The organism is Bacillus sp. FSL K6-2971 (genome assembly GCF_038006405.1).
GTDB lineage: Bacteria > Bacillota > Bacilli > Bacillales > Bacillaceae > Bacillus > Bacillus pumilus.
In genome coordinates this window covers 1,466,368-1,482,301 of record NZ_JBBOVD010000001.1, presented here as the reverse complement: position 1 = coordinate 1,482,301, position 15,934 = coordinate 1,466,368, and the positions used below count along the sequence as shown (strand labels likewise).

The following is a 15,934-nucleotide window of genomic DNA, read 5'->3' as shown; positions in this document are numbered from 1 at the left end:
TTCCTTTCTCCTCTATTTTATGTACACAGTAAAAAAAGCCCTTAATAAGGGCTTTTAGAGGATGTCATGCTGCGCATTTGGTTGTTGTAGCGTATGGTTTCTGTTATCCGGGTCGGCATTTGGTGCTGCTGCCAGCCATAATGCCAGGATGGTGATGCTTGTACAGACGACTGCCCATTTTTTAAAATTCATATAAACAATCCCCTCTCTGAATATAGATTCGAGCATGTTCCGCTTCTCCGTAGAACATGGAAGATTTTTCATAATCTTCCATTTCATTATAATGCTTTGCGGTGTCTAATGCCAGCTCCTCTATATCTGGATATGCATAGGAAGACTCTAAAAAATGAAAAATTCGTTTAATATGCTCCGCATCTTGCTTTAAATACAATGCTTCTAAAAATATCGTCTTTTGAATATGAATATCATCCTGAAGTGCTTCTGCTCGCTTCATACATTCTTCTCTGTAGTGTAAGGCTTCTTCGTGTTTACCTTGTTTGTATAATATCTGAGCGGCTGTATAAAGAGGGTCTATGGATCGACGAAGGTGATCGGATTGATTTTGGTCAAATAACGAGATGGATTCTTTCATTAGTTCCAGTGCGCGGTCAAGATCTCCCATTCGGTAATAACTGTTGCCCATATTAAACAAAGAGGAAGCAATAAAACGCACATTTTGAAAGTCTCTTGATCTCGCAAGCGCTCTCTCGAGATGTGGTAATGCCTTTTCATGTCTTCTCATATCATCATAATTACCTGCCACAATAAATTCGCACTGGATCGTGCGAAGCGCATATAGCTCATGCTGAATATAGACATCTAGCGCCAGTTTGGCATGATGCATCGAGATATGTGTTTGTTTCATGTGATAATATATTTCTGACATTTTAAAATGAAATTCCGCACGTTCAATATCATCTGACACAAAAGAAAGCTTGTGCTCTGCCTTTTGATAAGACGAGATGGCAGCAATATACTGCCTACGGCCAAATTCATACATGCCTCTGAAAAAATGATAGTAGTATTCAAGCATGCCTGTGACATGTGTTTGATGCTCATCTATTTCTTTCGAAAGCTCGGAAAAGTTGGCGCGAAGCTTTCCTTCCTTTAATGGCTTTAAATAATCGAGCATAACCTCATGTCTGAATTCCATTAAAGAAAAATAGAGAAGCAAATTCTGATCTTCTTCCATTGAATCAAGAGAGGTGCGAATTTCCTGCTTTAGTTGTTCTGCTTGTTCTGAATCAAATCTGCGGATTAATTCATACCACTTGTTGATTTTCACTCCAATATCCGAAGAGGGAATGATTTTCGCCATACGTTGCCTTCTCCAATCTTCTCAAAATATAAAACATTACCATATTTTATCATACTTGACCGAAGAAATACAAAAATGAAAGGAAAAAGAGAGCCTATTGTCACGAGACTCTCTTTTGAATTCGTTATTCTCTTATTTGTCCTTGACCGCGAATGACAAACTTTTCAGAGGTTAAGGCAGGCAGACCCATAGGTCCTCTTGCATGCAGTTTTTGTGTGCTAATCCCTATTTCTGCTCCGTAGCCAAATTCAAAGCCATCTGTGAACCGAGTAGAGGCATTATGATAGACAGCGGCAGCGTCAACAGCTGTTAAGAAAAGTGACGCACTTTGATCATTTTCCGTAATGATCGCTTCAGAGTGCTTGGAGCTATACGTTTGTATATGCTGAATCGCTTCTTCTATGCTCTCTACGATTTTAATACTGACAATCGGGGCTAAAAACTCTGTTTCATAGTCCTCTGTGGTCGCTAATGAAGCACTTGGCGCAAGGGCACATACAGCTTTATCGCCCCGTATCTCTACCCCATTTGCATGAAGGGCTTCAAATAACGAAGCGCCATATGTTTTTGCCCATGTTTCATGAATGACAATGCTCTCGATCGCGTTGCAAACAGATGGCCTTTGGGTTTTAGCATTCAGCACAATCTGCTCAGCCATTTCGTTTTTCGCTGTTTCATCAATGTAGATATGACAGTTCCCTGCACCTGTCTCAAGCACTGGCACGGTAGACTCTCTCACGACAAGATCAATTAAATTTTTCCCGCCGCGCGGAATAAGGACATCCAGATATTCATTTAAAGTGAACAGCGTTTTCGCCGTTTCACGGCCTGTATCTTCAATCAATTGCACACTGTCTACTGGAATATCCGTTGTGTGAAGGGCTTCATGGATCACCTTCACAATCGCTTTATTACTATGAATGGCAGAGGAGCTCCCGCGAAGAATAACAGCATTCCCAGTTTTCAAACAAAGGGTGGCAGCATCTACAGTCACGTTTGGTCTTGCTTCATAAATCATTCCAACCGTTCCAAGAGGCACACGTACCTTTTCGATGTACAGACCGTTTTCTTTTTGAATGGTTTCTAATGTTTCACCAATTGGGTCTTTTAGGTGAATGAGTTGAAAGGTCGCGTCTGCGATGGCTTCAATTCTCTCTTCTGTGAGTGTAATCCGGTCAATAACAGAAGGCGTGAACTGCTTTTCCTCTGCAGCCTGCATATCCTTTTTATTCTCCTCGAGTAAATAAGCGGAAGATGCTTTAATTGCAGTTGCGATGGCATGTAAAGCTGCATTTTTTTGCTCCGTCGTTTTTAGCAGCATCTGATCTTTGACTACACTTGCTTTTATTGCTTTTTCAAGAACTTCATTCATCGTATTCCCTCCTCAGTTTTGTACATGCTGTACCCAGTGATCTCTGTGTATGACTTCAGGCTTCTCATTTGAAAGCTCATCACTTCGCATCCCTTTAATACCGAGAAGCTCATCGGATGCATACAAGGTTTGTCCTTTACCTACTAGTCCGTTCGGCCCTACGACTTCAACGACCTCTCCTTTAGAAAAGTCCCCAGCGACATCAATGACGCCAGCTGGAAGAAGACTTCTGCCATGATGCAAAATCGCCGCTTCCGCTCCTGCATCTATCATAATTTTTCCAGAAACGGGTGAATGGAATTGAATCCATTGACGGCGGTTGTTAACAGCTGATAAGTCCTGTTCTCCGATATACGTTCCGTCTCCTTGACCCGCTAGAATATGAAGCAGCTTATCTTCACCAGTACCTGTGCCAATGAAGACTTTCACGCCTAGTGAAAGTGCCGTTTGTGCAGCAGACAGCTTTGATTTCATCCCGCCTGTTCCCACTTTTGAGCCTGTGCTCTTCGCATATGAAAACAATTCTTCTGAAATGTGTGTTAGAACATCAAAACGCTTCGCCTCAGGATGCTCATTTGGATTTGCATTATAAATCCCATTAATGTCTGTTAAGATGATCAATTGGTCTGCATGAATTAAACCGCTGACAAGAGCTGACAGCATGTCATTATCCCCAAAGGTAAGCTCCTCAATGGAGACAGAATCATTTTCATTAATGATCGGTAAAATTTTTCTTTCTAGCAGCTCCATCATCGTTGCGTAAGCATTTCGATATCTAGTTCGATCTGAAAAGTCATTACGGGTTAAAAGCATTTGCGCAGGTGTCATGTGAAACTGTGAAAATAGTTCTGTATATTTCTGCATTAACAATCCCTGACCAACGGCTGCTGCTGCCTGTTTTCCCTTTAAGGTCACAGGTCTTGATGGATACCCTAAGCTGCCAAACCCTGCTGCCACGGCTCCTGATGAAATTAAAATAATTTCATGCCCAGCCTCTTTCAGCTTTGCTATCGCTTTCACATGATCCTGCATTTTTTGTTCATCAATGGCTCCTTTTTGCTCTGTTAATGAACTGCTGCCAATTTTGATGACGATCCTTTGCTTTTTCATTATTGATTCCCTCCGCTATACCTTTAGGCACAAAAAAATCCCTTTTTCTCCTTATGTAAAGGACGAAAAGGGATTTTCCGTGGTACCACCTTCATTGAATAAGCATACATCTACTTATTCCACTCAACTCCTGTAACGCCAGGCACGCGCTTAGATTTTTCCTCTAAGGCTCAAAGGGTAGGTTCAGCAGCTGTCTGCGGCAAATGTTTCAGCATGTCATTTGCTCTCTTTACGCATCAGTTCCTGCTTACTATTCCTTTTCAACGCTCGTTAATTTTTTTATATTATCACCAATTGCTAAGGAAAAGTCAAGCGGTCAATTAAATACAATCGTTTTATTCTCATGCACAATAATTCGATCTTCTAGATGCCATTTGACGGCACGTGCAAGCACACTCCGCTCAATTGTTCGGCCAATATTTTTTAAAGCTTCCGCATCATCCCGGTGATCTACACGCTCAATATCCTGTTCAATGATCGGTCCTTCGTCTAAATCATTGGTCACATAATGAGAAGTTGCGCCAATTAATTTGACTCCTCGCTCATATGCCCGCTTATATGGATTTGCACCGATAAACGCTGGCAGGAAGGAATGATGAATATTAATGATTTTGTTCGGGTGCTGTTCTATAAATCCAGGCGTTAAAATTTGCATGTATCTAGCAAGCACAATGGCATCAATATCATACTCTTCTAATATTGCGAGCTGCTGTTTTTCCGCTTCTTTGCGAATGTCTTTGTTCGCCTTTACAAAATGGAACGGGATTCCAAGCGCTTCTACTGTATCTTTTGCCGTTTCATGATTGCTGATCACGACCGCAATTTCAGCCATCAAATTGCCGCTTTGCCATTCCCATAGCAGCTCATGTAAACAATGAAGCTCTTTTGACACAAAGATTGCCAGCTTTTTCAGCTCACTTGCACGCGACATGCTCCACGTCATTTGAAAAGATGCTGCAATTGGCTCAAACTGCTGCTTCAGCTGATCCATATTTGCCAAGATGTCTTTCCAATCAAATTCAATTCTTAAAAAGAACCGGCCGCTTTCATGATCTGTTGTGTATTGGCTGGATTCAATGATATTTGCTCCGTGCTCAAATAAAAAGGAAGAGACAGCGGAGACAATTCCAGGCTGATCCGGGCAGCTGACAAGCAATCTTCCTTTTTGCTCATGCTTTTGTCTGTGTAATTCAAGTTTCTCTGTTATCAAAGTTCTCATGTATCATGACCTCATTTACGTTTTCATTCTAATGAAATATTATACTGGACTGGAAAGAGAAAAAGCAATGTAGAGCCCTATTTTTTATTGAATATTCATTCAATTCTGCACCTATCGTGATATAATGTGAATAGACCTTTTATCATAAAAGGAGTGGTGGAGATGAAAAGTATGACTTTGTTTGGAAAAGTGAGCTTTTGGCTCGGCATCGTTTGTCTGATCACAGGTATTTCCCTTTTTATAGCCGGTGAAAGACTCATTCCTTTTCTCACATTTGGTGTGTGTTTTCTGCTTGTGAGCCAGCTTTACCGCAAAAATGAAAACGATTCCAATCATCATTCGATGTAACAAAAGGCTGGCATCTATCTGCCAGCCTTTTCTTATTCAATGATTTTCAATCCTACTGCCGCAGATAAAATCAGCGCGATGAAGAAAATACGTTTTGCATCTTTCGACTCTCCGTAAAACAGCATACCGACGGTGGCGCCTCCAGCAGCTCCGATTCCTGTCCAAATGGCGTACGCCGTTCCCATCGGAATCGTGTTCATCGCAAGAGACAGCATCATAAAGGACATCGAAAAGCCAGCCGCAATGAATAAAATCCATTTGACATGCTTGTCTTTTTGGAATTGGTTCATCATGGTCACACAAAACATTTCTAAGATGCCTGCTCCAATAAGTAAAAGCCAGCTCATGATTCAGCCTCTCCCTTCTTTTCACCTGTTGTCAGCTTCAGTCCTAATACACCGCACAAAAGCATGACAATCAAAAGCAGTTTAACAAGCTGAACCGGCTCACCAAGCACCATGCCTATGACGACGGTACCTGCTGTCCCAAGCCCGGTAAAAACGGCATAAAGTGTGCCAACTGGCAGTACACTTGTTGCTTTCATGAGTAAATAAAAGCTCACGATAATACAAACGATGGTTGCGCCCCATTCTATGAGCGAGTGGGCATATTTCAGCCCCATCACCCAGCCGACTTCAAAGATGGTCGCAATAAAGACATTTCCCCATTTCATCTGATCTTCTCCTTTCTGAACGATTCCAACCAACAAAAAAAGCCTGGAAATCGATCGTTTGATCAACTCTCCCGGGCTTTTATCCCTCCGTGTCCATATGGCCTCTTCTAAAGACCCTATGTGTTTTCTCTCGGTCCAGACTGCACCAGCGCACGGAACCCTAGAAAACCAATTCATGATAAACAGATCTGACTTAGAGCAGATTCTGTATTAAAAATCTTATCACACCCCGATATGCCGGTCTACCAGTTTGCTCTCCCTCTTCAAATATACTTGTTCAATTTTCGAAAGAAATGATTTGGGACCGGCGTATACTAAGTGTTAGAAACAGATCAACTGATAAAGAATATCTGCGGGATATTTGCGTGCTGCTAACCGAAGGGAAATGAACGTATATGACAATCCATTTATTTTTTATTACATTGACGATCAAGCGTAAATACAAGGACATGGAGACCGTTCTTTACGAACAAGAAGTTGAAACATTTTATGAAGAAATGAAACAGAAACAACTAAAGTATATGAGCTAAAACAGAAAAAATATGGAAGAAGGACCAGGTTAGACACGCTCAGACGTTAAAGGAACGATCATATCGCTGGTATAATGAACTCAGATTGATGTGATGAACGTTCAACTTTAGGATGCTGCATTTACAGATCATCCGTTGTATCGGCCCAAATAATGAAACCAAGAGGTGAATCGTATGATGATAACCGACGAACAGAAACATGAATTTTATCAAGCACTGGTTGACAAGAATCCGCAATATGACGGCACATTCTTCGCCGGCATTAAGACGACCGGTATCTTCTGCCATGCCACATGTACCGCTAGAAAACCAAAATATGAGAACTGTGAGTTTTTCTTTACAGCAGAGGAAGCACTGCTAGCAGGATATCGTCCGTGCAAGCGCTGCACTCCATTAACCTATCCAAACAGCATTCCAGAAGAAGTCAAAACACTCGTTTCAGCAGTTGAAACACATCCTGAAAAACGCTGGAAAGAAGAGGACTTTCGCGAGTTAGGGATTCACTCTGCAACGGCTCGGCGAAAATTCAAAGAAATCTACGGCATGACCTTTGTTCAATATGCGAGATCACGCCGAATGGGGCTTGCCTTTAAAGAAATTATGAATGGAAAAAAAGTGATTGATCAGCAGGTCGCCTTGGGCTATGATTCTTCGAGTGCCTTCAATGATGCCTTTACGAAAATCATGGGAACCCCCCCTAAAAAGGCACAGACTAAGATTCTCCATGCCAATTTTATTTCCACACCGATCGGACGGATGATCAGCGTGACAGATGCCGCGCATGTGTATTTACTGGAATTTATGGACAGGCGGGGACTAGAAAAGGAAATTGAGAACATGAGAAAAAAGCATCATGCGCGTATTTTAGTTGGGGAAACAAACGTCCATCAGCAATTGGTAAAGGAATTGACCTTATATTTCGAGAAAAAACTGACGCAGTTTACCGTACCGCTTTCCATGCATGGCACCCCTTTTCAAATGAAGGTGTGGGACCTACTTACACGCATTCCTTCAGGCGAAACAAGTTCTTACCGAGATCTTGCTGTGATGCTGGGCGATCCGCATTTGGTCCGAGCGGTAGGGAATGCAAATGGTGCCAATCAATTGGCGATCATCATTCCATGCCACCGCGTCATTCAAACAAGTGGTGAGCTTGGCGGCTACGGCGGAGGGGTTGAACGTAAGAAATATTTACTTCAGCTAGAACAGCGGATATAAAATAAAAACGGCTCTGCTTATTTTGTAAGCGAGCCGTTTTCTTCGTTGCGGGTGATGCTGTATACATCAATGATTTGGTCCCATTTTGAAATGGTTTTTTCTTTTTTCATGCCCATTTTTAAAGCGACCTTTACCGATGCTTCATTGTCTGGGCGGATTAAGCTCACCATTCGTCTGACCTTCATTTCTTGAAAACCATAGGTGAGACAGCCTTTTGCGGCTTCAGCAGCATAGCCATTTCCCCACGCTGCTTTTTTTAGCATGTAGCCGATTTCAAGTTCTGTTTGTCCTTCAATGTTTTGCAGAACAATCCCGCTTTGTCCAAGTGGTTCATTCGTTTCTTTGTCTTCAATGATCCAGAGAGAAGTATGATACATACGGTCATTCTTTTGATTCCATGCAATCCACTCTTTCGTCTGCTGCTCATCCTTCAAAGAAGGATAATACTTCATTACTTCTTCATCTTGGAACAACATGTCATATAAAAATGGCGCATCATGTTCATTCATCGTTCTCAGTCTAAGGCGCTCTGTTTCAAGCACTATGCGTGTTTGAAGTTTCATTTATGGTCTCCCCTCACTTACCGATTAAAAATATCACCGAACAATCCATTTGAATCTGGGGCAAAGTAATGGATTCCCGCACCGGTTAAACTAGCTGCCAACGCCGTCCACATCATTAAACTGACTGTCATCCACACTGCGACTTGCTTTCTTTTCGTTCCGAAGCTCATGCACATAAATGCCGCTAGATGACTGCCGATGATAAAAGGACCAATGAGCGCTAATCCCGGGAGACCATATCGTTCCCAAATTTTTCTGGCTCGTAGTTGCTTTTTTTCTCCTTTTCCATCACTTTTGTCCTCTTTTCTCCTCAACCGCCATGCTTTGAAGCGGTCTACGAAAACAATGAGGAGCAAGACTGTGAGAAAGTTGCCGATGAATCCGATTACAGCCGTTGTCACAGGATGCAGTCCACCTAAGATGGCCAGTGGAACAACACCAACCACTTCAAAAAAAGGCAAAGCAGCCAATACAAAAACAAGTACATATCCCCATAAAATATCCAAGCATAGAACCCCTTTTCATTTTTGTCCTCTTCCCATTGTAATGAAAAATACGCTACCATTTCTACATTTTTTTAGAAAAAGAAAAGCACATCGGATGGGATGTGCTCTCAGATTGTTGACAAAGGGCTAAAATGATCTTTATTTTTGCCCTTTGTCTTCTTTCAGCGTGATAGAAAACCTTTGAAGTCTAGGAAGGACGAGTACTGGAGCGGAGCGAATTTGACATTCGTGAGCACCAGCACGCAGGACTGACACCGAATGCGAGGGTTTGTCTACACGCTGAAAGCACATCGGATGGATGTGCTCTATTTTTTACATCGTGTTTTCATTTTTCTTGTTCGCCCGGCGTAAGACCATGAGCATAAGCCCTATTACGATCACAACCGATAGTAGACTTTGCATGAGAAGCACGCTTGGTGATGTCCAGCCAATCCATTCGAATATGAGCTGCGGTCCGAAGAAGATGATCGGAATCAATGAAATGAGATTCGCCTTTAAGATTGCATTAAAGACAATGATACATAACAGCATGAGCAGGATGACGCCCCATCTTTGACCTGAGGTCAGCACAAGTAATGGTGTGCCGAGTTTTTGATCCAATAGTTTGATTGTGACCATTGAAGTCAGCTGAAAGATTCCTAAGATCCAAAAATAAAGAAATGCCCGGCCGCTTGTCTGAAAGGCAGACGCTCTAAACATCACAATGATCATGATAACATTGGCAACTAAAACGAGCGGATATCCTATTAACGCATACCAAGAATAGGATAAGCTTTGACTGATCGCATCTGATAAAATCATATAGAAGAGAGATCCAATTAAGAAGGCACTGACGAAGGGAACCCAGTCTTTATGGTTTCCTGACAGCTCTTTTGCGAGTTCATCAGCATAGCCCCTCGGATCTCCGCCAAACACAGCCTCCCCTGTTTTGCCATCTTTTTCAGCCTCAACCGCATGTGTCGTTAGCTCATCCATCAGCTCATCAATTTCGTCCTCATTTTTTCCCATTGATATGAGATAAAATTTCAGCTCTAGTAAGATGTGTCTTGTTTCTTTTGATACCATAATCTCACTTCCCTTTTTGTAGTAAACAGTTCACATTTTTTGAAAGCTCACTCCAGCGGGTAATAAACTCTGTGAGCGCTTGTTCTCCAGCTTGTGTGAGCGTATAGTATTTCCTTTTCGGCCCGCTTGCTGATGCTTTTGTGACAGTGGTCACGAGCTGTTCCTTTTGCATACGCAGCAGGATCGGATAGATACTTCCTTCACTAATTTGATCAAACCCATAATAAGCGAGCTTCTTCGTCATTTCATATCCATAAATCTCACCCTCTGAAATAATCGACAGCAGGCAGCCTTCTAAAATTCCTTTTAGCATTTGTGTGGATGTTGTCATCTTTGTTCCTCCGATTCCAGTACCTTGCATCACAAGATAGCATCATCTTACCACACACTATCTTGCCATGCAAGATACCGTTCTAGAAAAAAATCACCGCTTAAAGGGTGATTTTTACGCCCATGGTTTATCTGTCCCAAGTGCGTCAGCCAGTGCCTTGCTATGCTTTCGGTGGCTTTTTCTTTCTTCAGCTCGCTGTTTTGCGGTTTGATGCAGCATGATTTCTTCCTCTGTTTCCGGCATGACTTGTGGGACTTTCTTTGGCTTCCCATTGTCATCTAACGACACAAAGGTAAGAAATGAAGTCGCTGCGAGTCTGCGCTCTCCAGACATCAAGTTTTCTTTGATGACCTTGACGAACACTTCCATAGAAGACGTACCCACCCATGTGACATAGGACTCTAAACATACCGACTCCTTTTGTCCAATCGGCTCTAAAAAATCAACTGAATCCATTGATGCCGTAACCGTTTCACATCGGCTGTGCCTTGCTGCCGAGATGGAGGCAATGTCATCTATATAACTCATTAATTTCCCGCCAAATAAGGTTTGGTGATTATTCGTATCGAGAGGGAATACCCTGCTGGTTTTGACAACTTTCGATTCCTTGCAGTATTTGAAATTTTCTTCACTCATCATCATAGCTCCTTCTTGCTGTTTTCGTGAATGCGGAACGACTTTTATTAAACACTATTCTTTTAGGTTTGTCTAAACATTTTGCTTTAGTCTCCTGTGAGAGATTTTCTTTCGGAAATGTTTCAACTATGACTAGAACGAGGAATAATAGAACTATGAACAAACAAGGAGGCCATTTGATGGATTCTATGAGAGCAGAACAAATACACAAAATGCCGCAATGCATGAGTGAATATGATGATTTACAAGAAGTCCTTTTATGCAGTCCCATCTATATGGAAATCAAACAGATCATCAACGAAACCCAAAAACAATTGAGAAAATATTTCTCAAATGAAAGCCGTTGCTCAGCATAAGCAATTGATCCAAACCCTAAAAGACCATCAAGTACGCCCCATTATGCTTCCTGCAAATGACCGCTTTCCTGAACAAGTCTTTACCCGAGATATTGGGTTTACGATTGGACATACACTATTTGTTTCAAGCATGGCCGCTCCGGTTCGGCAAGGAGAAGAACAATTGTTAAATGAGTGGGCACAGGGAAATGGCTTGAAAACTGTTACCCTGACAAATGGAACGATTGAAGGCGGCGATGTGCTTGTCGATCAAAGACGCGTATTTGTCGGAACAAGCAAAAGAACAAACCCAGCCGCTATTCATGAGTTTAAAAAAGAACTGCCGGACCATGACATCATTTCCATTCATCTTCCTCCTCACATTTTGCATCTCGATTGTGTGATGAATATTCTCTCTCATGATGAGATATTGATTTATCCAGAAGCGTTCAAAAAAGAGGATCTTCACCTGCTCAACATGCATTATCATCTAATTGAAATAAGCGAACAAGAGCAATTCACACTCGGCCCAAACGTTTTATCCATTGGACAGAAAAAAGTGATCAGTTTGCCCATCAATCAAGAAACAAATGCTGCATTAGCCGCTCACGGCTACACTGTCATTGAAGTGGATTTTTCAGAAATCATTAAATCTGGCGGCTCTTTTAGATGCTGCACATTGCCGATTCGGCGTTCGTTCACTAAAAAAGCCAGCGTGTAGAACAGCTTGTCTACTTGCTGGCTTTTTATCTGCCTATTTTTATGTCCGATCGTATAAATGACAGGCGACATCATGCCCTTCTTCTACTGCTTGTAATATTGGCTTTTTTTCAGCACACACATCCATCGCTGCAGGACACCTTGTTCGAAATACACAGCCGCTTGGCGGGTTCACTGGACTTGGAATTTCTCCTTTTAAAATGAACCTTTTGCGCTTGTCCTCCACGTCAGGATCTGGAATGGGGATCGCAGACAGCAATGCTTGTGTATAGGGGTGCAGCGGTGTTTGATATAACGTATCACTGCTGGTCAATTCGACGAGATGACCTAAATACATGACACCGATTCGGTCGCTAATATATTTGACCATCGACAAGTCATGCGCAATAAAGAGAAATGTTAGCCCTTCCTCCTTTTGCAGTTTCTTCAGCAAATTCACGACCTGCGCTTGAACAGAGACATCTAGTGCAGAAATTGGTTCATCTGCCACAATAAATTTCGGCGCTAAGGCGAGTGCTCTTGCAATACCGATTCTCTGCCTCTGCCCTCCGCTGAATTCATGAGGATAGCGAGTGGCAAAGTCATAGCTAAGCCCAACAGCTTCCAGTAGTTCTTTCACCCGGGCAACCCTTTTCTTTTGACTCCCATAAAAGTTATGAATCTCCATTGGCTCCAGCATAATATCTTTTACAGACAGCCGCGGATTTAAGGAGGAATACGGATCTTGAAACACCATTTGAATTTGCCGATTAAAATCAAATGATTCTTTTTGAGAAAGGTGATGAAGGCTTTTCCCTTCATATAAGGCTTCCCCATCTGTCGGTTCATAAAGACGCATAAGCACTTTTCCTAGTGTGGATTTCCCGCAGCCGGACTCGCCAACAAGGCCAAATGTTTCGCCTTGTTTCAGCTGAAAGGAGACACCGTCTAGCGCTTTTAGCGTTCTTCCTTTCGATAGATGAAAATGTTTTTTGAGATTGTTTACTTGTAAAAGTGGTTCAACTGCCATGACCTTTGCTCCTCTCGCTTGGCAAATACCGTCTTGCACCTGCCCAGTCTTTTTCATATGAAGTGCCAGCAAGGGAAAGAAGTTCAATTTCTCTGCCGGTTTTAGGCGAATGAAGCATCATACCGTCACCTGCGTAGATCCCAACATGGCGGACTGCTCCCTTTCCGTTGTCATTGGCGAAAAACAGTAAGTCGCCTTGTTCTAAATGGCTTGATGCGACCGGTGTTCCTTGCACTGCTTGGTCACTTGCGTCCCTCGGCAAAAGATATCCGCACGCTTTATACATGCTGTAAGCAAAGCCCGAACAGTCATAGCCAAAGCTGCTCATGCCGCCCCATAAATACGAAAGACCAATAAATTGTTTTCCCTTGTCTACAACATCTTTGCCGGCCATAGAAGAAATGGATGAAACTGGCTGCACATCTGCTTTATTGATTTCTCTTGTACCTGCTGGTGTGACAACACGAAAGCGATCACTCGTTTCTTCTACAGCTGCGAGCTCTGTTAAAAAACTAATTTCCATGTCCGCTTGCCCGTTTCGATAGAGCATGGCTTTTTTCTGACAAACGATATGAGATGAAGTAGGTGCACTTCCTTCTGTCACTTGCTTTAGTTGGTTCGCAGGTATATAGCCAGGATAGCCTTGTGGATGTTTCCGGCTGGCCTGCTGCGGAATAACGACTTTCATCCAGCCGTCTGTTTCTTCTAATCCAATGACTCGTTCGCCGAGCAGTACTTGCGACTGGATCAGATTTTCTTCACATAAAGCCAGTTTTTCTTCATATGTTTGCTTGTCAATCCACTCTTTGATTTTGAAGGAGCCATGAAGAACCTTTTGATCGATTTCTCTCGGTGACTGCGGCGCTGTCCATACGTTCGCAACTGCAACCTTTGATTCAAATATCATCATGAGACTCCTTTCACCCCTTGAATGCCTAACCCATGTTGCGGCGGGAAAAAGATATTTTTTCCTTTGTACACGATTCCTCCGTCTACCATGTCCTCTTTTAGCATCAGCGGGGCATCAAAATCATAGCGGGTGATATTTGGCTGACTGGCGGCGAGATGAGCGGCTGCTGTAATGCCAAGTTTTGACTCAATCATACTGCCAACCATGCACTTTACGCCGTATGCTTCTGCCAAAGCATTGATTTTTAAGGCTTCTTTTATGCCGCCTGATTTCATTAATTTTAAATTGATTAAATCACAGCTTCTCGTTTCAAGCACCTTGATCGCATCATGAAAACTGAAAATGCTTTCGTCTGCCATAATCAGTGTATCTGTTGCCTGCGTCACACGGCTCAGGCCTTCGATATCTTCTTTTGGCACTGGTTGCTCGACTAGTTCGATATTCAGTGGCTCCATTTTCCGAATGGCTACGACCGCTTCCTTCCACGTCCAGCCCTGGTTCGCATCGAGCCTAATCTGAATATCCGGCCCGATCTTTTCTCGAATTCGCTTGATACGCTGAATATCCGTGTCTATATCATCTTTTCCTACCTTGATCTTTAATGTCTGAAAGCCTTCTGCTGCGTATTGCTTCGCATCTTCCGCCATCTCAAGCGGACGGTTTACACTGACCGTATAATCGGTTTCAAGCTGACTGCGATATCCGCCAAGGTATTGATAAAGCGGAAGTCCTGCCTGCTTCGCTAAACCATCATAAATGGCCATGTCAACCGCTGCCTTTGCGCTTGTGTTGCAAGCGAGCACACGGTTCAAATCAGAAAAAATTTGTTCATATTCTGACAAGGAAGCTCCAAGCAAAATCGGTCTGATCACTTCGCATATGGCATAGTCGATGCTTTCCAGCGTTTCACCTGTAATCACCGTTGTCGGGACTGCCTCTCCGTAGCTGACGTCACCTTGATCATATGTGATGATAACAATCAGAGATGCTGCGTCATACACCGTTCGTAAAGCGGTTTTGAAAGGCTTTTTTAGCGGTACACTCATTCTGCATGTACGAACATCGACGATTTTCATTTGATCGCCTCTTTCGCTGCAACGCCTGGAGAAATATGCAGTTTTTTTCCTGTCGCATCTAATGCAGCCTGCGTGCCCATTGGAATGGCAAAGTTCGGCGAAGAATGACCGATTCGGAAGCCCCCAAGTGCAGGTTTCTTTTGCGGGACAATATAGGTGTCCCATACTTGATTCAATGTGAGGGACTGATCTTTCTTTTTTGGCTCACATTGATGAAAATCTCCAATGATGAATCCAGCCGCATCATCCAATTTTCCAGCAGATGTGAGGTGCTGCATCATTCGATCGATCTTATAGGGCTCTTCGTCAATATCTTCAATGAACAAAAGCTTTCCCTTCGTATCGATTTCAAAAGGCGTACCAAGTGTTGTCACGATGAGGGCAAGATTTCCTCCTACAATCTCACCTGAAGCGGTGCCCGGATAAAAAGTATGAAGGGGTGACAAGTGGTGCGCATACGTAAAGGCTTTCGGTGCGAACAGCTGTAAAAAGGTATCTTTCGTATAAGGATGGACCTCCTCAAGTCCCACATCAGAGGAAAGCATTGGCCCATGAAACGTCACAAGACCCGTCTGCTGCTGGATGGCCGTATGTAAAAACGTAATATCACTATAGCCCCAAAAGATTTTTGGATTTCGGCGAATGAGGTCATAGTCAATGGCTTCCGCAAGTCTGCTAGTCCCGTATCCTCCGCAAGCACAAATAATCGCCTTCACTTCTGGATCTTGAAACATACGATGAAGATCCTCCACTCTTTCACGATCATGACCTGCTAAATATCCATACCGGCGGCCCAAATACTTCCCTTTTTTCACCTTTAGCCCGAGGCTTTCTAAAAAGGCAATCCCTTTTGCTAATTTCAGCTCATCAGGCGGGCTTGCTGGTGCAATAATCCCCACCGTATCCCCTGTTTGAAGTGCCACTGGCAGCTGGCTCATGCCATATCCCCTCTTTCTCTTTGTTTCTTTCAATCTATGGGTTTCTGCTTCATAACA

Annotated in this window: 19 protein-coding genes, 1 pseudogene, 1 riboswitch and 1 other annotated feature; of the genes and pseudogenes, 4 read left to right on the top strand and 16 right to left on the bottom strand. The window is 42.9% G+C overall.

Annotation, left to right across the window (positions count from 1 at the left end; all coding sequences use genetic code 11):
• Nucleotides 1–54: 54 nt before the first annotated feature.
• The 5 genes from MHI33_RS07715 to purU all read right to left on the bottom strand — a co-directional run bounded on the left by MHI33_RS07715 (nt 55) and on the right by purU (nt 5,019).
• Nucleotides 55–192, bottom strand: a complete 138-nt coding sequence (locus MHI33_RS07715) for a phosphatase (protein ID WP_065097131.1) — start codon at nt 190–192, stop codon at nt 55–57.
• Complete coding sequence (locus MHI33_RS07710) at nt 182–1,318, bottom strand: Rap family tetratricopeptide repeat protein (protein WP_065097130.1); 1,137 nt, start codon at nt 1,316–1,318, stop codon at nt 182–184. Before MHI33_RS07710 ends, MHI33_RS07715 begins: the two co-directional genes overlap by 11 nt.
• Before the next feature lie 124 nt (nt 1,319–1,442).
• Complete coding sequence (locus tag MHI33_RS07705) at nt 1,443–2,690, bottom strand: glutamate-5-semialdehyde dehydrogenase (protein ID WP_340910474.1); 1,248 nt, start codon at nt 2,688–2,690, stop codon at nt 1,443–1,445.
• 12 nt (nt 2,691–2,702) lie between these two features.
• Nucleotides 2,703–3,800, bottom strand: coding sequence for a glutamate 5-kinase (gene proB, locus MHI33_RS07700; protein WP_113767581.1), 1,098 nt, complete (start codon nt 3,798–3,800; stop codon nt 2,703–2,705).
• A gap of 55 nt (nt 3,801–3,855) precedes the next feature.
• Nucleotides 3,856–4,073, bottom strand: a binding site (T-box leader).
• Nucleotides 4,074–4,116: 43 nt separating this feature from the next.
• Nucleotides 4,117–5,019 carry a formyltetrahydrofolate deformylase gene (gene purU, locus MHI33_RS07695; protein WP_065097127.1) on the bottom strand — a complete coding sequence of 301 codons (903 nt, stop codon included), beginning with the start codon at nt 5,017–5,019 and terminating at the stop codon, nt 4,117–4,119.
• 162 nt (nt 5,020–5,181) lie between these two features.
• On the opposite strand from purU, the gene MHI33_RS07690 reads away from it, so the two are divergent.
• A complete protein-coding gene (locus MHI33_RS07690) occupies nt 5,182–5,367 on the top strand; it encodes a hypothetical protein (RefSeq protein WP_034663011.1) in 186 nt (61 codons plus the stop codon).
• 32 nt (nt 5,368–5,399) lie between these two features.
• Here MHI33_RS07690 and MHI33_RS07685 read toward each other — a convergent pair whose 3' ends face one another.
• Together MHI33_RS07685 and MHI33_RS07680 are read right to left on the bottom strand one after the other, a co-directional pair.
• Complete coding sequence (locus MHI33_RS07685) at nt 5,400–5,714, bottom strand: DMT family transporter (protein ID WP_340910471.1); 315 nt, start codon at nt 5,712–5,714, stop codon at nt 5,400–5,402.
• A complete protein-coding gene (locus tag MHI33_RS07680; RefSeq protein WP_340910468.1) occupies nt 5,711–6,040 on the bottom strand; it encodes a DMT family transporter in 330 nt (109 codons plus the stop codon). Before MHI33_RS07680 ends, MHI33_RS07685 begins: the two co-directional genes overlap by 4 nt.
• Before the next feature lie 66 nt (nt 6,041–6,106).
• A riboswitch (guanidine-I (ykkC/yxkD leader) is annotated at nt 6,107–6,215 on the bottom strand.
• A 220-nt stretch (nt 6,216–6,435) separates the two neighbouring features.
• On the opposite strand from MHI33_RS07680, the gene MHI33_RS07675 reads away from it, so the two are divergent.
• Entirely contained in the window at nt 6,436–6,570 is a 135-nt protein-coding gene (locus MHI33_RS07675; protein WP_065097124.1) for a YrzI family small protein, read from the top strand.
• A 174-nt stretch (nt 6,571–6,744) separates the two neighbouring features.
• Nucleotides 6,745–7,788 (top strand): bifunctional transcriptional activator/DNA repair enzyme AdaA, encoded by a 1,044-nt coding sequence (locus MHI33_RS07670; RefSeq protein WP_340910464.1) that lies wholly within the window; start codon nt 6,745–6,747, stop codon nt 7,786–7,788.
• A gap of 17 nt (nt 7,789–7,805) precedes the next feature.
• Here the strand turns inward: MHI33_RS07670 and MHI33_RS07665 are convergent, their stop codons facing one another.
• The 5 genes from MHI33_RS07665 to MHI33_RS07645 all read right to left on the bottom strand — a co-directional run bounded on the left by MHI33_RS07665 (nt 7,806) and on the right by MHI33_RS07645 (nt 10,889).
• Nucleotides 7,806–8,351 (bottom strand): GNAT family N-acetyltransferase, encoded by a 546-nt coding sequence (locus tag MHI33_RS07665; RefSeq protein WP_065097122.1) that lies wholly within the window; start codon nt 8,349–8,351, stop codon nt 7,806–7,808.
• A gap of 17 nt (nt 8,352–8,368) precedes the next feature.
• A complete protein-coding gene (locus MHI33_RS07660) occupies nt 8,369–8,857 on the bottom strand; it encodes a small multi-drug export protein (RefSeq protein ID WP_065097121.1) in 489 nt (162 codons plus the stop codon).
• Nucleotides 8,858–9,169: 312 nt separating this feature from the next.
• Complete coding sequence (locus tag MHI33_RS07655; protein ID WP_340910460.1) at nt 9,170–9,922, bottom strand: HAAS domain-containing protein; 753 nt, start codon at nt 9,920–9,922, stop codon at nt 9,170–9,172.
• A 4-nt stretch (nt 9,923–9,926) separates the two neighbouring features.
• Complete coding sequence (locus MHI33_RS07650) at nt 9,927–10,253, bottom strand: PadR family transcriptional regulator (protein WP_065097119.1); 327 nt, start codon at nt 10,251–10,253, stop codon at nt 9,927–9,929.
• A gap of 114 nt (nt 10,254–10,367) precedes the next feature.
• Entirely contained in the window at nt 10,368–10,889 is a 522-nt protein-coding gene (locus MHI33_RS07645) for an acyl-CoA thioesterase (protein WP_340910457.1), read from the bottom strand.
• Between the two features lie 179 nt (nt 10,890–11,068).
• Here MHI33_RS07645 and MHI33_RS07640 point away from each other — a divergent pair.
• A pseudogene (locus MHI33_RS07640) lies at nt 11,069–11,945 on the top strand (dimethylarginine dimethylaminohydrolase family protein).
• A gap of 39 nt (nt 11,946–11,984) precedes the next feature.
• Here MHI33_RS07640 and MHI33_RS07635 read toward each other — a convergent pair.
• From MHI33_RS07635 to MHI33_RS07620, 4 genes are read right to left on the bottom strand one after another with little or no spacing between them, the layout of a single operon-like run.
• The gene (locus MHI33_RS07635; protein WP_340910454.1) at nt 11,985–12,953 is read right to left on the bottom strand and encodes an ABC transporter ATP-binding protein; all 969 of its coding nucleotides are present in this window, start codon (nt 12,951–12,953) and stop codon (nt 11,985–11,987) included.
• The gene (locus MHI33_RS07630) at nt 12,943–13,860 is read right to left on the bottom strand and encodes a C40 family peptidase (RefSeq protein WP_340910452.1); all 918 of its coding nucleotides are present in this window, start codon (nt 13,858–13,860) and stop codon (nt 12,943–12,945) included. Before MHI33_RS07630 ends, MHI33_RS07635 begins: the two co-directional genes overlap by 11 nt.
• A complete protein-coding gene (locus tag MHI33_RS07625) occupies nt 13,860–14,939 on the bottom strand; it encodes a mandelate racemase/muconate lactonizing enzyme family protein (RefSeq protein WP_340910448.1) in 1,080 nt (359 codons plus the stop codon). Before MHI33_RS07625 ends, MHI33_RS07630 begins: the two co-directional genes overlap by 1 nt.
• A complete protein-coding gene (locus tag MHI33_RS07620; RefSeq protein WP_340910446.1) occupies nt 14,936–15,877 on the bottom strand; it encodes a S66 peptidase family protein in 942 nt (313 codons plus the stop codon). The genes MHI33_RS07625 and MHI33_RS07620 overlap by 4 nt, the downstream gene beginning before the upstream one ends.
• Between the last annotated feature and the right edge of the window lie 57 nt (nt 15,878–15,934).

Excerpts from the sequence above, each read along its gene's own strand:
- MHI33_RS07650 (WP_065097119.1), bottom strand. The coding sequence starts at position 10,253 with ATGACAACATCCACACAAATGCTAAAAGGAATTTTAGAAGGCTGCCTG.
- MHI33_RS07645 (WP_340910457.1), bottom strand. The coding sequence starts at position 10,889 with ATGAGTGAAGAAAATTTCAAATACTGCAAGGAATCGAAAGTTGTCAAA.
- purU (WP_065097127.1), bottom strand. The coding sequence starts at position 5,019 with ATGAGAACTTTGATAACAGAGAAACTTGAATTACACAGACAAAAGCAT.
- MHI33_RS07670 (WP_340910464.1), top strand. The coding sequence starts at position 6,745 with ATGATGATAACCGACGAACAGAAACATGAATTTTATCAAGCACTGGTT.
- MHI33_RS07715 (WP_065097131.1), bottom strand. The coding sequence starts at position 192 with ATGAATTTTAAAAAATGGGCAGTCGTCTGTACAAGCATCACCATCCTG.
- MHI33_RS07620 (WP_340910446.1), bottom strand. The coding sequence starts at position 15,877 with ATGAGCCAGCTGCCAGTGGCACTTCAAACAGGGGATACGGTGGGGATT.
- MHI33_RS07625 (WP_340910448.1), bottom strand. The coding sequence starts at position 14,939 with ATGAAAATCGTCGATGTTCGTACATGCAGAATGAGTGTACCGCTAAAA.
- MHI33_RS07635 (WP_340910454.1), bottom strand. The coding sequence starts at position 12,953 with ATGGCAGTTGAACCACTTTTACAAGTAAACAATCTCAAAAAACATTTT.
- MHI33_RS07655 (WP_340910460.1), bottom strand. The coding sequence starts at position 9,922 with ATGGTATCAAAAGAAACAAGACACATCTTACTAGAGCTGAAATTTTAT.
- MHI33_RS07685 (WP_340910471.1), bottom strand. The coding sequence starts at position 5,714 with ATGAGCTGGCTTTTACTTATTGGAGCAGGCATCTTAGAAATGTTTTGT.
- MHI33_RS07690 (WP_034663011.1), top strand. The coding sequence starts at position 5,182 with ATGAAAAGTATGACTTTGTTTGGAAAAGTGAGCTTTTGGCTCGGCATC.
- MHI33_RS07680 (WP_340910468.1), bottom strand. The coding sequence starts at position 6,040 with ATGAAATGGGGAAATGTCTTTATTGCGACCATCTTTGAAGTCGGCTGG.
- MHI33_RS07710 (WP_065097130.1), bottom strand. The coding sequence starts at position 1,318 with ATGGCGAAAATCATTCCCTCTTCGGATATTGGAGTGAAAATCAACAAG.
- MHI33_RS07665 (WP_065097122.1), bottom strand. The coding sequence starts at position 8,351 with ATGAAACTTCAAACACGCATAGTGCTTGAAACAGAGCGCCTTAGACTG.
- MHI33_RS07705 (WP_340910474.1), bottom strand. The coding sequence starts at position 2,690 with ATGAATGAAGTTCTTGAAAAAGCAATAAAAGCAAGTGTAGTCAAAGAT.
- MHI33_RS07675 (WP_065097124.1), top strand. The coding sequence starts at position 6,436 with ATGACAATCCATTTATTTTTTATTACATTGACGATCAAGCGTAAATAC.
- proB (WP_113767581.1), bottom strand. The coding sequence starts at position 3,800 with ATGAAAAAGCAAAGGATCGTCATCAAAATTGGCAGCAGTTCATTAACA.
- MHI33_RS07630 (WP_340910452.1), bottom strand. The coding sequence starts at position 13,860 with ATGATATTTGAATCAAAGGTTGCAGTTGCGAACGTATGGACAGCGCCG.